The sequence below is a fragment of the Gracilibacillus orientalis genome (assembly GCF_900114645.1).
GTDB lineage: Bacteria > Bacillota > Bacilli > Bacillales > Amphibacillaceae > Gracilibacillus > Gracilibacillus orientalis.
This window is the reverse complement of record NZ_FOTR01000012.1, coordinates 49,976-65,465: the sequence shown is the minus strand read 5'-3', so window position 1 is coordinate 65,465 and position 15,490 is coordinate 49,976. Positions and strand designations below refer to the sequence as shown.

The 15,490-nt window shown below is 39.3% G+C and carries 14 protein-coding genes; 3 read left to right on the top strand and 11 right to left on the bottom strand.

The window, feature by feature from the left end; genetic code table 11:
* Positions 1-209 precede the first annotated feature (209 nt).
* The 3 genes from BM121_RS17905 to BM121_RS17895 all read left to right on the top strand — a co-directional run bounded on the left by BM121_RS17905 (position 210) and on the right by BM121_RS17895 (position 3,299).
* Positions 210-1,475 (top strand): sensor histidine kinase, encoded by a 1,266-nt coding sequence (locus BM121_RS17905; protein WP_091485264.1) that lies wholly within the window; start codon positions 210-212, stop codon positions 1,473-1,475.
* A 523-nt stretch (positions 1,476-1,998) separates the two neighbouring features.
* Positions 1,999-2,334, top strand: coding sequence for an ArsR/SmtB family transcription factor (locus tag BM121_RS17900; protein WP_091485262.1), 336 nt, complete (start codon positions 1,999-2,001; stop codon positions 2,332-2,334).
* A gap of 17 nt (positions 2,335-2,351) precedes the next feature.
* Positions 2,352-3,299, top strand: a complete 948-nt coding sequence (locus tag BM121_RS17895) for a cation diffusion facilitator family transporter (protein WP_091485261.1) — start codon at positions 2,352-2,354, stop codon at positions 3,297-3,299.
* Positions 3,300-3,608: 309 nt separating this feature from the next.
* On the opposite strand, the gene BM121_RS17890 is transcribed toward BM121_RS17895, so the two are convergent.
* The 11 genes from BM121_RS17890 to BM121_RS17840 form a co-directional block, all read right to left on the bottom strand.
* Complete coding sequence (locus BM121_RS17890) at positions 3,609-4,541, bottom strand: N-acetylmuramoyl-L-alanine amidase family protein (RefSeq protein ID WP_091485259.1); 933 nt, start codon at positions 4,539-4,541, stop codon at positions 3,609-3,611.
* 58 nt (positions 4,542-4,599) lie between these two features.
* Complete coding sequence (locus BM121_RS17885; protein WP_091485258.1) at positions 4,600-5,010, bottom strand: phage holin family protein; 411 nt, start codon at positions 5,008-5,010, stop codon at positions 4,600-4,602.
* A gap of 71 nt (positions 5,011-5,081) precedes the next feature.
* On the bottom strand, positions 5,082-6,224 hold the full coding sequence (locus BM121_RS17880) for a peptidase G2 autoproteolytic cleavage domain-containing protein (RefSeq protein WP_091485256.1): 1,143 nt from the start codon (positions 6,222-6,224) through the stop codon (positions 5,082-5,084).
* A 2-nt stretch (positions 6,225-6,226) separates the two neighbouring features.
* Complete coding sequence (locus BM121_RS17875) at positions 6,227-6,508, bottom strand: hypothetical protein (protein WP_091485255.1); 282 nt, start codon at positions 6,506-6,508, stop codon at positions 6,227-6,229.
* The gene (locus BM121_RS17870; RefSeq protein WP_091485253.1) at positions 6,501-7,088 is read right to left on the bottom strand and encodes a putative phage tail protein; all 588 of its coding nucleotides are present in this window, start codon (positions 7,086-7,088) and stop codon (positions 6,501-6,503) included. The genes BM121_RS17875 and BM121_RS17870 overlap by 8 nt, the downstream gene beginning before the upstream one ends.
* Complete coding sequence (locus BM121_RS17865) at positions 7,072-8,160, bottom strand: baseplate J/gp47 family protein (RefSeq protein ID WP_091485252.1); 1,089 nt, start codon at positions 8,158-8,160, stop codon at positions 7,072-7,074. The genes BM121_RS17870 and BM121_RS17865 overlap by 17 nt, the downstream gene beginning before the upstream one ends.
* Before the next feature lies 1 nt (position 8,161).
* Entirely contained in the window at positions 8,162-8,572 is a 411-nt protein-coding gene (locus tag BM121_RS17860) for a DUF2634 domain-containing protein (protein ID WP_091485250.1), read from the bottom strand.
* Between the two features lie 17 nt (positions 8,573-8,589).
* On the bottom strand, positions 8,590-8,973 hold the full coding sequence (locus BM121_RS17855) for a DUF2577 domain-containing protein (RefSeq protein WP_091485248.1): 384 nt from the start codon (positions 8,971-8,973) through the stop codon (positions 8,590-8,592).
* Positions 8,973-9,944: an XkdQ/YqbQ family protein gene (locus BM121_RS17850; RefSeq protein ID WP_091485246.1), complete on the bottom strand. Its 972-nt coding sequence runs from the start codon at positions 9,942-9,944 to the stop codon at positions 8,973-8,975. The genes BM121_RS17855 and BM121_RS17850 overlap by 1 nt, the downstream gene beginning before the upstream one ends.
* A 22-nt stretch (positions 9,945-9,966) precedes the next feature.
* Positions 9,967-10,632, bottom strand: a complete 666-nt coding sequence (locus tag BM121_RS17845) for a LysM peptidoglycan-binding domain-containing protein (RefSeq protein WP_091485245.1) — start codon at positions 10,630-10,632, stop codon at positions 9,967-9,969.
* Positions 10,625-15,454, bottom strand: a complete 4,830-nt coding sequence (locus BM121_RS17840; protein ID WP_091485243.1) for a transglycosylase SLT domain-containing protein — start codon at positions 15,452-15,454, stop codon at positions 10,625-10,627. The genes BM121_RS17845 and BM121_RS17840 overlap by 8 nt, the downstream gene beginning before the upstream one ends.
* Between the last annotated feature and the right edge of the window lie 36 nt (positions 15,455-15,490).

Here is a 15,490-nt window from a genome sequence, read left to right as displayed (position 1 = left end):
AGGATTATTTTGAGAGGTTACAGATAAAATAATTACCATAAATATTTTATCTGAAAAAGAAGATAATGTTTAATCAAAGAAAAATGGTCTCTTATTATTACTGACTATATCTTCAAAAGCATCCTTTCCAATCCTTGTTTTACATATATATTATTTATATAATTAAGGAACGATAAACAAAGAATTCATCAGGATAATCGGAGGCTTATATGGCACTTGATCTAGCAACACTTCTACTAGTTACGGGCATCATTAATTTTATGGCATTAACATTAATGGTTTTTTTATGGAGAATTAACCCTATGGTAAAAGGTCCTGCTTTCTGGACTTGGTCGACTGTGAGCTGGTTTGTGAGCTTTAATATTATCTATTTTTTTGATGGAAGTTTGATCACGTTCTTAAACAATTGCTGTACATTGATCGGTGCAGTTCTATTAATGGAAGGAATCCTTAGATTTCGCGATTTTGGTAATGAAAGAAAAAGACAAAAACTAATAATAGCGTTAATTTTGGTATCCGTTATCATGTCGTTTATAAATCAAACCAATCCAACTGCGAGATATCTTTACCATGATTTTATTGTCGTATTGCTTGCAGTGATTTCGATAGTGGCTATGCTTTATAAAACAAATAAAGTTCAATTTTGGGTGCATTTATATGCAGCTGTTTCAGCCGTTTTGATCGTCCCAGTTTTTTCTTATAGATGGTATTTAGCATTTAGCGGTCAAATCGAGGATCAGCTAATTGGACCGACACAACATTCATTCCAAGTTTTATTAGTTCTATTAATTATCCCTCTTTACATTGGATTGCCTTTAGGATTAGGACTTGCTTTATCTTATCAAATGAGACAGGAATTGAAATCCGCAATGGAAACAAAATGGTTGCAAGCACAAATACAACCCCATTTTATTTTTAATACCTTAAATTCTATTAATGCTTTAAGCATCGTAGACGTTGAAAAAATGCGTCGATTGGTAGATGAATTTAGTGAATTTCTACGGAGTAAATTTGACTCAGATTCCTTTAATAAATGGACACCTGTTGAAGAGGAAATTTCCGTCGTAGAATCCTATCTGTATATAGAGAAAGTAAGGTTTGGCGACAAATTAAAAGTTCATTGGAATGTAGAAGATGTAGAAGGATTTTATCTACCGACGCTGACCATTCAACCAATTGTTGAAAATGCAATAAAACACGGGATTATGCAACGGGCTTCAGGTGGAACAATTGAAATTAAAGCTTTTAAGAAAAAGGACTATTTACGAGTCATCATTAAAGATGATGGAGTTGGAATGAGCAATGACGTCATTCGCTCTATTAAACGCATGGAATCAGTTAATTCTACAGGGATAGGACTCAAAAATACAGATAGAAGACTAATTGAAGGCTTTGGAACAGGAATACAAATTAAAAGTCGAGTAAAAGTGGGTACTGTGATTGCTTTTAATATTACCAAAAACGTTTCACCATAGAAAGAAACGGATCGCGGAGATTTCTCATGATGCTATAACTAGCTTCCCTTTAGATTGGGCTTTTTTACGTATTCATGACTAAACCCACCACTTAATAGTGATGGGCGTTGGAGCTGTAGCCAGAGTTTTACTCTGGTGTTTTTAGTATGGATAAAAATTATGATGTTTTTGCAGGAATTTTGTTGGGGTGTGTAGAAATACTTTCGTAATGTCTCCATTGAGTTTCCAAAAGGAGGTCTTACAAACTATTTGTGCTACAATTGGATGATTATAGTGATCTTAAACTAAAGGTGCAGGTTTGTGGAACAAGAGAAACATTACATTAGAGATAAGGTAGCATAGTGGTTACGATTATCGCATTATCCAAACTGATATTTATATTTTATCTTTTAGAAAACATAAAGAATCATTTGAATGTTATAGTTTCTATTTGACATTCAATGTAGCTTAATATAAGCTTTATATGATAACATGAGTATATGTTCATATAGTTAAATAAATATATTATATAGGAGTGAAATAAATGAATGAAGAACAGAAACCTGAAGAATTGTTGAATGAAGGAAAGCAAGACTTAGATGAAGAGACGTTGTTTATCGTTTCGCAAACGTTCAAAGCATTGAGTGATCCAACCAGAATCCGCATTTTGAACTTTCTGTGTACAGGTGAGCATGCTGTCAATGATATTGCGGAGACATTAAACTTGAGCCAATCCAGTGTCTCCCACCAATTGCGTTTCTTAAAAAATTTAAGACTAGTCAAGTATAGAAGAGCAGGAACAACGTTGTATTATTCGGAAAATGACGTTCATGTTATTAATTTACTGAAGCAGGCAATTGAGCATGCTTCACATCATTAATTTAGGAGGTACTTAAAATGGGACACGATCATGGACATGACCATACACATGGTGCAAATAAAAAGGTTTTATTGATTAGTTTTATTATTATTACGTTATATATGATTGCCGAGGCGATAGGTGGATATCTTACGAATAGTCTTGCCTTGTTAGCAGATGCAGGTCATATGTTAAGTGACGCCATATCACTTGGTATTGCGCTACTCGCCTTTACACTTGGAGCAAAGGTTGCTAACCATAGTAACACATATGGTTATAAGCGGTTTGAAATACTGGCGGCTGTTCTTAACGGATTGACACTCATCATCATCGCACTTTTTATTTTTTATGAAGCAATCGGACGTTTTCAAAACCCACCTGAGGTTGCTTCAACCGGAATGTTAATCATTGCTACAATTGGTTTACTAGTTAATATCCTTGTTGCTTGGATTATGATGCGCGGCGGAGATGTAGAAGAGAACTTGAATATGCGTGGAGCATACTTGCACGTGATTAGCGATATGCTTGGTTCCATTGGTGCGATTGTTGCTGCATTACTCATCATGTTCTTTGGGTGGGGCTGGGCAGATCCACTCGCAAGTGTCATTGTTGCCGCACTCGTGTTACGCAGTGGTTACTTTGTTACGAAAGCAGGGCTACATGTCTTGATGGAAGGGACCCCAGAAAATGTTGATATGGACGATGTGGTTGAAACAATCCAAAACAAAAAAGGCATTGAAGGCGTCCATGACTTACACGTTTGGTCGATTACAAGTGGATTAAACGCGCTTTCCTGTCATGCTGTTGTAGATGAACGAATGTCGATTGCTGAAAGTGAACGATTGCTTCGTCAAATCGAACAGGACCTTGAGCACCAAAATATTCACCATATGACGGTTCAATTAGAAACGTCTGATCATCTGCATGACAATTCAATTTTGTGTAAAGTGCAAGCTGAGTCATCTGGACATCACCATCATCACTGATAGGAAATTGTAATATCAACTAAAAGACGAGACGCTTAATACCCAGTAGATGATGATGTATTTGTGTTTAGAATTAATTTACGTCTCATTTTCTACATCCAACTTTAAACCCGGTTACTTCACCATTTCTGAAGTAACCGGGTTTTATATGCTTACAATAGAAGGAGGAGTGATTTAAGAATAGAATAGTATTTTAACTATCTGGTGCGTTAGTTGAATTACACAGTTTACATTTAAATATACATTCAAGCCCTGGCTTTCCACACCTGGGCTTTTGTTAACGACATAGATATTGTATTTACGACTTGACTAAAATGTACCTTTATTCAATTGACGTTGTAACTCTTTGACCACGAGTGACTGTCTACTTAATTTCTTATCATAAACAGTACCTAAATACTGTTGAAGCTTACCAATTGTGTCAGGACCTAGTAGACCATCCACCTTAGCACCGATCTTGCTCTGTAGTGCTTTAATGACTAAGCTGCCTTTTTTTCCATTACCAAAATCAATAGTGGATCCGTAAAAAGCTTCGGTTATGGCATTACGTAATTGGTCACTGATTATACCATCTACTACTGTGTCTAGGTATTCTTGCAATGCTCTTGTTGTAGCATTACCCCACTTGCCATCTACTGTGAGATTAGCTTTATCCGGCTTTGGTTTCCCAACAACTGCATTAGGATCCTTAGCCTTTACCTTCTTCTTTAAATTAAAGATTTTAACTAGACCATCTACATGACCTTGTGCAATATCGTTGAGGAAAGAATCTTTCTTTAAACGAGCTGCATCATTGGCAGCGTCAATAAAACCATTTTCCGTTAGGATAGCTGGCATTCTGGATTCTCTTAACATGTGGAAATTAGCTTTTTTCTTTCCACGATTAGGTAGATGGACTTGATCAATGATCGCTTGGTGCATAATTTCACGCATGTGTTCTGTCTCGGAACTAGATGACAAGCGATTATAAATAAAATCTTCATAGCCAGTTCCACCACCAGCATTAATATGAACAGACATTAAATAATCTGCTCCCCAGTTATTAGCATCATTCGTACGTTGATTTAACGATAGTGTTTTATCAGTAGTACGACTTAATCTAGTAGAAACACCTTGATATTTTCTTAATTTTTCTCGTATTTTTAACGAGATTGCTAGTGTTAAATCCTTTTCCTTTAAACCGTTTCCTGTTGCTCCTGGATCCGTTCCACCATGACCTGGATCAATATAGATTTTAACCATTTAAATCTCTCCTTTTTTATTATAGTAGAAAAAAGCCATCTCACAAATGGAGACAACTTTACTTCCCATTACCTTTTTCTTTTAGTACCGCCATAAACTTCTCTACAGGTCCAAGTGGTACACCTAATCGTCCGCCATTTTCAACCAAGCTGATAAATTCAATGATCACATAAGCAATCGTTACTCCATCTCCAAGGTGCTTAGTATCAAAGATTGTCTTTTCCACTAGATAGACAATTCCTATTAAAATAAGGATGTAGAGCTTCTTAATAAAACCTTTTCGCCCAACATTACTATTTAGACCATCCTCTTTTCCACCAGCCCATGAGCCTGTAATGAAATCGGCTACCATTAAAATAATTAGTGTGGGAAACGCCCATCCAATTGTACCTACAATAAATGACCACACTGCCCCTATACCAGTACCTATTCCTTTTAGCATTAGTGAAATTTTATTTCCATCAAACATTTCCTCATCTCCTATTTTGAGTATAAAAAATACGCCCTATTAGACGTTTCTTCGAGTTTTTGCATCACCTCCTAAACAGTATAAAATAAGATTTGTACGATATTTTCTGATACTCGTTTAATCACTCGATACCCTGTTTCACTTGATGTTGCAATGCCTTCATCATTAGGTAAACAGTAGCCGTTGACCTGGCATGTGCCATCATCACGAACAAGTAATTTCCCAAGCATACCTACAGCATCCCATTCCGGTCTTTTTTCTCTAGGAATATATTTTTCTTCATTGTTCCAATCAGGATTAAGTACAGGTAAATATGCTTTTTCTTCTTTTTCTATTTCTTCACCATCTTCTTTTACGTCTCTAGATTTAATTGTTGTCCATTCGTATTGAATTCTACCCCAGTCATCACGAATATATTTCCCTTGCCAATCGTCTTGGTGACTGTCGCCTATGACAGATGGATTAGCCGATATAATACCCAAAACAAAGGAATCATCCGACTTGGCTTTCTTGATCTTGTCACCGTCTAAGGTCACAAAAAAACCAACCCTATCTTGTTTATCAGGATTGGCATCTAGCCACTCTAAATATTCTGCATAATCGGCACCGCTGGAATTAAATGCTGATAATCCATATACTTTACCGTCAAATGTTACTCGAAATGCATTACCTTTTTCGTTAGAACTAGTACCATTACCAATAATCATAGCATCATCTGTATTGTTTATATCAGTAGGTGATCCGTTCATCGGATTATTATATCTACCTTGTGCATGTGATGCAAAAACACCTGCTCTTGTTTCACTTCCTTCAGCATGGGAAGCGTCACCGATTGCATAAGAATTATCTCCTTCAGCATGGGAATATCTACCTTCTGCGTCAGTGCCAAATCCTTCTGCATGGGAACAATAACCTTCTGCTTTAGAGCCAAATCCTTCTGCATTAGCCAAGCTTCCACCCTCTGTAATATTACTAGCGTTCTTATGTTTTAAATTATCTCCAACATGATCATCAAATTCTGTTTTAGTTGCTTGTTTCACATTGTCAACGTTATCTAAACCGACTTGTGATTTCGTGACACTATGTGGATTATTTTTGTCATTGACATGTTCGTCTATAGTTTCGTGTGCTTCTTTTATTCCATCTTCCCAGCGATTAGCATCATCCTCTGTAACAACATCCTCAAATTTCCATTCTTTCTTATCAAAAGCCAATACTATCCCTCCATTACTTCGAACGATTGTAAGATTACCGTGTCCGATGTGATTGGCACAACTACATCATTGGTGCTTATTACCTTGCCGTTTTCATCCAACAAATCAATGACAGTAATTGTATCCACACTACCATGTGGAACCAGTATTTCCATGGCTACACAGCACTCTTGTACTTCTTTGACAACAAAATTGTCAATGACATACGAATTGTTTATTCGAACAGACGATATCCTTTGCTCAATGTATGTTGCCACGTCATTTATAAACGATTGGTTAATCAAAAATGACCACCTCTTCCCCTCTATCAGCCCACGGTGTTCTTCCAAGCTTCCATGTCGTACCTAGCCTGGTATTACGAGTCAACACCTGCTTTTTTGCTGATTCCTTTATCACTATTCGCTCCATAATGGATGTCTCTTGTTGATAAAGCATATTGGCTGGCTTAACAGTATTGATTGTGTATTCCATCTCTCGAAATAGAAAAGCGTCATCAATACTTGTGGTAACAGTTAATATATACACCTCTGGGTTTATCGTTACATTGGATCTGGCTACACCTAGCAACATATCTAACTGTTGCTGTAAGTATCTCTTCGTAAATGGTGGCTTTGTCTGATAACGATTAAGTATTCTGATTCGCCTATTCTCTAAAGTTTCTACTGATGGATCAGCAATGATATTAAGCATGTGTTCTCGACGTTCAATAGCTTTTAATGTCGCTGTTTCAATAAATTGATCATCCAATGTTAGGTCAATACTTTGTGCCAGCTGATCGAATTCTTGTAATTCTGCTTCCGTTAATCCTTTGAATTCTCGTATGTTATAAAGTAGATCAGGAAGTCTTTCAAGGAGTCGATTCATTCAGGATCACCTCTTCTAACATAGGGATATTTACAGCAGTTATTTCGATATTAGCTGATTGCCCATTTATGAGTGTATCAGCAACATCTAGCACACCAGATACATTTAATATGCGTGCCTCAATTTGGCTTGTTCTGACTACTAAATTTGATTCATTTTCCCACATTTGTCGCAGGTCATGCATGTATTGGTCACATATTTCTTTGATATTGTCCTCTACACTTCTGATTGACACACCATTTTCTAGTGTCAGCGATGTTTCAATTTCTATCGAGGTTTCTTCTACCCCTTCAATTGTGACTACATGACCGATTGGGGCCACACCAAGACCTTGACCTTGATTTACTTCCGGATCTATCTCTTCTTGTATCGAAGCAACTAAAGCATTATCAGGCTTCAAGAAATTCGCTCCAATAAACACACATTTAACAGATCCACCACCATTCCACACAGGAAATACTTTGGTACCACCCACACCAGTGATAGCATTGATCTTATGGCGGTAATCAGATATGTTCCCGCCGAATGCTGGCTCATTAACCATTTGATAATGCCTAGATCTCAACGACTCGTCTGATTCTTCCTCTTCGCCAGCTGCAATAATATCGGTCATAATGGCTTGTTCTAAGCCAGGTATAGTATTTAAAGATAAAATCGCTCCATTTGGGTCATTTCCTTTGGTACCTAACTCTTCGCACGTCAAGGAATACTGACCAGCTGACAGCCTTTCAGTAGCCATATAATGCAAATCATCAATAAAAAAACGACTTCCAATCGGAATGTCAAATGCTGTCTCATTTTCTCCATAGAATAAGCCACGTCTAACAGCTGCAGTTGCTTTTTTTCGGTTGGTACCAAACTCAGCTGTCCGTCGCTCAAGGTATTCGCCTTCTGCCGTATCTGCAAATGCTAATGTCGGGATCTGATTCATCCAGATATAACTCATGGCAAGTTCAGCAGCTGCAGGAGCCAGCGCATTCCATATTACGCTGTTTTCGCGTTTATCGATGTCAGCTGGCACTTTATCAAGCATTCGTTCTAAAATAGCTTCATAGCTTTGCTCTTCTTCCAAATTAAATCACCTCCTCTATATCCAATTCCCCTTCGATTGAGTTAACGGTGAACTTAATGTGCAGCTCATCATCAATTTGATTTAATTCAAAATCTGAAACACCGTCTATGCGTTCATCGTATATAAGCGCTTCTTCTACCAATCTTGGTATCTCCATCTCTATGAAATCAGGAGACACCTCTTTATCGGATAACAATTCAACCAATTCGGATCCCGTTTCATCTGAGTAAATAGAATGAGCGAATCTAGGTGTATTTAAAGCCAAATAGATAAACTGGCGTATCGCTTCTTGACCGGTTATTATCTCATTAGTGACAACACCCATCTCAAAGTCAATACGGTAGGTTCTTGATGTTTCTTCTTCCAGTTCATCTTCTGTAAAATCTTCTATTTCAATCTCTGGTGAAAGCATACTCCTCACCTCACCGTTTAAAATTTATCGATAATAAAAAATGATTGCCCGCCTTGTATGACTGCAACCATTACCTTATCACCTGTTTGTAGTGCACTTGCAAATTGAATTTGGGCATTATTCAAATTTATCGATTGAATGTTATGCGTATGCTCTGGATCCCCTGCCTGAGTCATTGTTTCTCCGACACTTCCAGCTGAAATTGTAGCTGTTCTTGTATGACTCTTTAAGTGCTGTGCTACATGAATAAAATCGCTTGGAATAATCAGCTTATCATTTTGCTTCAACTTTAAAGTAATAGGGGAAGTAGATTGAATCACACCTTCTACTAATTGCACAGGATTACCTGCAGCCACAGCTTCATTTGCCATTTTCTTAAACATTTGCCCCAAGCTAGCCATCAAAGCACCGCCCTTGTATTTCGAGTTATCAATTTCAATTGCATTTCGTGGTGATCCCCTTTAAATGTATGGGTATCCACATCCACATATCGGGTACCCTTAACTCCTATTTCATTTTCTAAGACATAGATAGGTTTCCCACTGATTATTTCGGGAATCCCCAGCGCGGTAACATCTAATTCCTTTTGGATACCCTTCTTTTTGTTTAAAAGGCTATTGGATCTGCTGTTCAGCTGCGCACGATTTAGTTTGTCAGTCACTTTTTCAAAATACTGTAGCACACCAAATTGTTTCTGGCCAGAACTGTCAGATACCGTTACTGATATAGGATTATTTTCATCTCCACTAACTAATTTTACTTGTGTTGCCGTCTCTTCGATCGATGTGAAGTAATTATAATCAATTAAATTGACACCTGTTTCAAGAACCCATTGATCACTCGATATCTTTTGTTCTTCGAGCATCAATTTTCCTTTTTCCGAAAGAAGATTATATCTTATACCACTTTGCTTTTCTGTGTTAATCAATGCTGTAAGAACCATGTCGTATAATGTCGTTTCATTAGTATGAATTTGATTCAACACCGTTCCTGTATTGGCAATTGAAGTAAAAGGTATCTGAAAGTCTCTACATATCCTAGTAATGATCTGATCTGCTCTTCGTTTATTAAAGACATAAACATCTTTGTTCACAAGAAGGTACTGCAGCATGTCATATGCAATAAGGCTTAATAGTCCACCCTTGGTCTTAGCTTTACTAAAAACGGTACCACGGAACAACTCTTTGCCTTTCCACTTAAATAGGACGGTGTTTCCTTCTTCAACCTGTGTATACTGGAGCCCTCCTTTATCTGTGTAAAGAATATTGGCCGTAATCTTTCTAGCTGCCTTGTATCGTTGTCCAGTCCATGTGATGGACTCCGTTGGTATCTCTATCATCTCTCCTGTTTTCACTATGAATAGTTCAATCAAAATTCAATCACCAACTTACATTTCAGGGGATTTTTAAACGTTGTTGCGGATATATCCAGTGTCCTGGTTGTTTTAAATTCCTTTTATCACGCTTCACCATCATAGGCTTATTGGCATTCCAAATTTTGCGCCACTCCAAACTATTACCATAGTATTTCCTTGCCAAATCCCATAATGTATCTCCACTTTTCACAGTATGTGTTCTAGGTTTTGGCTTTGGATTAGGGCGCTTAGGTTTCTTGGGAACCTTGACTTTAATTTTGCGAACTGAGACAAATTTGTATTCTTTTAAAGATAAATCATATAAAATATCTCCAACTGATCCGCCTTCTTCGCTATAATTAAAAGTATCTATTGATACAGGGATATTGATTTTTGTTTTTGTTACAACAAGTCTTAATGGTTTCTTAGACTTCTGCCATTTCTCAATTCTTTGAATAGCCTCCCACGGCTTAGGAAAACTACTATATTCCACCAAAGGAGTGCTCTTGGCAGGAAAGAATGAAGAAAATTGAACAGTCTTAGGCGAGGGATCCTGAATAACTGTTACCTCGCCTAAGTTTGATATATCAATAGATTCATTCTTGTTACCTATCGATAAACCAAGCGATGAAGGAAGGACTGGCAGTCGCAGTCTTTCCTTGTTATCGGCTGTAGACAGCCATATTTCATACACACTTTTAGTCATTGACTACCACCTCTCCTCCCTCGTTGTATTCATCTTTCACAATCTGTTCAACAGCACTTTTGACCTTGCCTACGAAGCCTGCTTCATCCTCATCATTATAAAAATGATTATCACCGTTGAAGTTCAAGATTACACTACCTTTGCTCCCTCCGGATGATCTATGTCTACTATTTCCTGTTGCAGCAGAAACCTGATTGGATGCAACGCGCTTACTCTCTCTGTTTGATAATACCTCGGATCCTCTTGGCAAATTAACAAGTTCCGGACCACGTTCACCAACCCAAGCCGTTTCACCACTTCGTAACGGACCTTTAGTACCTTTCCAGTAACCACGATAAGCACCGCCAGATGCCATTGACTTGATTCCTGGAACATTAAAAACATTTCCATATCGAGACTTGATGTAATTGATAGCTGCCACAGCATTGTGTATCGGATTGAATATATCTTCCATCCCGTTTCCTTTATAAGCGTTGAAAGTTGGTCCTATCGTCTGCATAAGCCCTTTCGATGGTATACCACGCTTAGCATTGATATCCCAGTTGTTTTGTGCTCTAGGATTACCGCCAGATTCCTTTTGAGCAATTACACTTAGTGGACCTAACCAAGATGACGGAACGTCTGTAATCATCATTGCAGTTCTAATCCATTCGCTAACGTTACCTCCAATGGCACCCATTCCGGAAAAAGCAGCTGCAAGTGATCCGGCTTGTTTTTCAGCAAACGCTTTGATATCTACTTTACCAAATCCTTTTACAATCCCCAGAGCTGTCCACATGCCGTCTTTCTCCATGACACGGGACGGAGAATTGATTCCCAACTCTGCTTTGAACGTTTTGTCCACTTGTTCAGCAAGGTATTTGGATGCTTCTTGAACTTTCGAGTCTTCTGAACGCATACCAGCAACAAATTGAGATATCGCTCCGGAACCCCATCCAGATCCTTTAGCCTTAGTCTCCTCGAATGGAGTATGAACGTTAGATACAAGATACGGCCTTGTGCCTGTTAGAGAAGAATCTTGACCAGAACGGAATCCGCTAACAGTACCCTTACCCCACTCGGAAGCTCCACCTTCAATCACCTTGAATGGTGCTTTTACTTGTGTATCTAAGTGTGCATCAGTCTTCGTCTGTGTTGAATTTTGCCCTGTCGAGAACGATGTGACGGTACCAGAACCGAATCCAACTGCTTCTTTAACAACACTCTGCATTGGATTTTCGATGTTATTATTTTTCCATTTGTTGATTGGAACAACATTATTGTTTATTCCAGAAGCGACTGCATTTGTATATGACTCACCATATAATTTCGCTTCTTTGCCCATTCCTTGAATAGATACTGAACCGGCATTAACGGCAGCTTGAACTGTTTGAGGTTTAACAGCTTTCACCGAACCACCAGCTAAGCCGCCGTTAGCGTATGGCTTTACTCCTAGCATTTCACCTGTTTGATTATACAATTGCATAGCGCGTCCGCGTCTACCTGACGATAAAGGAATAATCATTTCTGGACCAGCTTCGCCGACTAGTCCTAAATGGGGTCTAGTGATCATGCCGCCGTTAGCGTATTTTTCCGCTGTTTCATTACCTTGATCACGACCAGAACTAAACCTTTCTTTAACATTGTCAACTAACCCAGATACCAAAGTTCCAACGCCACTTAGTTTCTCCTGGGCCCATCCGCTGACATCATCCCATTTGCCTTTCCACCAAGAACCGTCAAACAATGTATCGCCAAGAGAGGTTTTAACAGAGTCCCACACTTCCTGTGCTCCGTCCCATTTTTCTTGAGCCCAACCGACAGTATCATCCCAATGACCTTTCCACCATTCACCATTGAAAACGGTATCGCTTATTGCCTTTACACCTGCATCCCATACATCTGTGAAACCATCCCATTTTTCTGATGTCCAGTCCTTAACGCCTTGCCATTTTTCTCCCCACCAAGCACCATTGAATACAGTGCTGTTGATGGCTGCCATGCCTGCGTCCCATACATCAGTAAATGTGCTCCACTTCTCGGACGTCCAGTCTTTGACACCTTGCCATTTCTCACTCCACCATTCACCACTAAAAACAGTGCTACTTATAGCTTCTACTCCGGCATCCCAAATGTCAGTGAAGCTCTCCCATTTTTCAGATGTCCAATCTTTAACACCTTGCCATTTTTCTCCCCACCAACTAGGGTCGAACATAGTGCCTGCAGTAACTTCCTTTACAACTTCCCATTTTTCAGACCACCATTCACCGCTGAATATGGTGCCTTCAAGGAAACCGTAAACTTTACCAGCTTGTTCAGCCCACCATCCAGCACTGAATATAGTCGAAGTGGCTGTTTCTTTGACACTTTCCCATTTTCCAGACCACCAGTCTCCGCTGAAGATAGTACTTGAAATCGATTCCTTAACGGTATCCCAGGTATCTGTTGCATTTTGCCATTTTTCCGATGTCCAATCCTTTACCCCGTTCCACTTTTCACTCCACCAGTCACCACTAAATAAAGTGTTGCTGATCTTTTCTTTAGTAGTATTGAAGGCATCTCCAACAGATGTTGCAGCTCCGCTTGCTTTGGTTTTAATTGTATCCCAATTATCGCCAAGCCATCCACCGAGTTTTTCTCCACCAAATGATCCAGCAATACCCCCGATTATGCCTCCAATAGCAGTTCCTATTCCTGGGATGATAGAACCTATTGCAGCACCTGTTGCCGCTCCACCAAGTCCACCACCGACACTTCCGATAGCTTTTCCTTTTTGCTCTTTTGGCGCAGTAAGGATAGCTCCAGCTCCTAAAATAGTCCCCAGTACAGGCACTCTTTTAGCGAACGCTCCTAAACCTTTTCCGAAAGAATCCAATCCTTTAGTGAGTTTAGATCCACCTTGCTTTGACATGTTTGTTTGAGGTCTTTCACCTTTATTGAACCAAGGATTCGTGTAGACAGGTGTTCTTTTTCTGTTGGTAGTTGTTGGTGATTTCTTTTGTGTGCCCCCACTAGAAACGGGAGGTACTGGTGGTTTTGGTCCTTTGCCCTTTCCTTTACCGAATAGCCCACCTATCCACCTTCCGGCGCTCAGGGCTGCTCTTATGATGGAGCCACCTATTTTAAATGCTGCAATTAAGGGGCTAACGAGTAAGGATATAACAGACGCGCCAATTGCAGTGGCTATTCCTGCACTCGCGAAACTACCTACACTAGGATCTTTAAAAGCGTCTGCCCACATAGAGCCAATTCCTTTAAACCCTTCTTTGATCCCCCAAGTCACACCATTAAAAACAGCTTCGCCGACATCTTTACTTACTTCTACAAGCCAAGGTCGCCCTGTTTTATCCCACCATGCCCCTAGATCTTCCATGATAAATTTAACTTTTCCTTCGAAACCAAGGTTTTTAAACTCATCATTTTCAAGGTAGTTGTCACGAAGGTAGGAAAAAGCACCTTCCAGCTTGGAAAATATCCATTCAGCACCTTGTTCACCAGCTTGTTGTACTGTGTTTTTCCATTCTCCCCACTTTTCTTGGTTATTGTCTAACCAATTTGTTATGGCGTTTAAGCGAGGGGTCATAGATTCGAGAATGCCGACTCCAGCCTCACGGAAGATAGATGATGTGTAACCTTTTAATGTTGAAACTTGTCCAGATGCCGTTTGCGAGAACTTAAGAGCTCCGTCCTTAAATTCTTTATCGACCATGCCGATAAAACTTTCCCATCCGCCCATATTGTCGTATTCTTCTTTGGTCATGGCGACGTTATAGCCTTTCATCATTTCAAACTGACCCATTTGAGCACCGCCGAGAGCTTCCATAGCGTCGGCTACTGTGCGTCCTGGTGTTAAAGCCGCCATGTTTGTGGCGATTTCTAATAATGATTTAGCTTGATTGACATCTCCGCTGGTTAACCCTACACCTCGAGATAGTGCTGGGAATAAGTCAGGGCTACTGAATGGCGTTTTATCCGCGAATTGCCCCATCCAGTTGACCAGTTTATCAGCTTCTTTTTTATTTCCGTCCAACCAGTGTTGCATAGCTACTTCATAACCTTCAAAATTCATAGCAGCACCTAACGTAGAAGCCCCAACACTACCTAACCCGACCACAGCTAACCCTACTGTAATCATAGTTGGCACTGAAAATAATGCTCTCTTAACTGAACCAATCACTCTAGAAGCACTATCGATGGCACGAACGGTAAAATTCCTAACTTTTGGAATTACCCTGCCTGTATACGAAGCAATACGGCCAACTGTCTTGGTTGCAATATCAATGGCTCGTACCGAGAAGTTATATCCTCGAGCAAGTTGACGTTTGGTGTAGCTAGCAATCCTTTGTAGGGTTGGCATAGCTTTATCACGGACCAGCACTTCAAACATATGAGCACCTAATATATTCTTGCCAAGATATCTTCTAATTCTTTCAAGAACTGTTCTCGATCGATCGCGTGCTTGCACCATGATTTCATGTGCCCTAGGCATACGACGTTTAATAAAATCATTGATACTTCGCATATCTCTTGTAGCGTTGTCTTTTACCTGCATTAGTAGAGTGTGGGATTTAGGGAATTTTCTTTGTAAATACTTATTAATCCCTGCCATTGGTTTTGTCATTTTATCAGCTACAGCAAGTGTTACAGTTCGGTTAGTCGATAACTTATCAGCTGTCTTTCGTATGTTCTTCAATTGCTTAGTAGCTCGATCCCTAACTTCAAACACCGCTGGTTTACTCATTGCCTTTTTCCGTTTATTGACCATATCTAATTCTCCACGAAAAGAACGCATTTTTTTGCTGATTTTATCTACCATCTCAAATCTTGCGGTTAATTTAGCCATTGGTTACCCCCTTTCTATGTATTTTTTTTCTTGGAT

Coding starts and splice junctions, on each gene's coding strand:
- BM121_RS17890 (WP_091485259.1), bottom strand. CDS start 4,541: ATGGTTAAAATCTATATTGATCCAGGTCATGGTGGAACGGATCCAGGA.
- BM121_RS17840 (WP_091485243.1), bottom strand. CDS start 15,454: ATGGCTAAATTAACCGCAAGATTTGAGATGGTAGATAAAATCAGCAAA.
- BM121_RS17870 (WP_091485253.1), bottom strand. CDS start 7,088: ATGAATCGACTCCTTGAAAGACTTCCTGATCTACTTTATAACATACGA.
- BM121_RS17860 (WP_091485250.1), bottom strand. CDS start 8,572: ATGCTTTCACCAGAGATTGAAATAGAAGATTTTACAGAAGATGAACTG.
- BM121_RS17855 (WP_091485248.1), bottom strand. CDS start 8,973: ATGGCTAGCTTGGGGCAAATGTTTAAGAAAATGGCAAATGAAGCTGTG.
- BM121_RS17845 (WP_091485245.1), bottom strand. CDS start 10,632: ATGACTAAAAGTGTGTATGAAATATGGCTGTCTACAGCCGATAACAAG.
- BM121_RS17885 (WP_091485258.1), bottom strand. CDS start 5,010: ATGTTTGATGGAAATAAAATTTCACTAATGCTAAAAGGAATAGGTACT.
- BM121_RS17900 (WP_091485262.1), top strand. CDS start 1,999: ATGAATGAAGAACAGAAACCTGAAGAATTGTTGAATGAAGGAAAGCAA.
- BM121_RS17905 (WP_091485264.1), top strand. CDS start 210: ATGGCACTTGATCTAGCAACACTTCTACTAGTTACGGGCATCATTAAT.
- BM121_RS17895 (WP_091485261.1), top strand. CDS start 2,352: ATGGGACACGATCATGGACATGACCATACACATGGTGCAAATAAAAAG.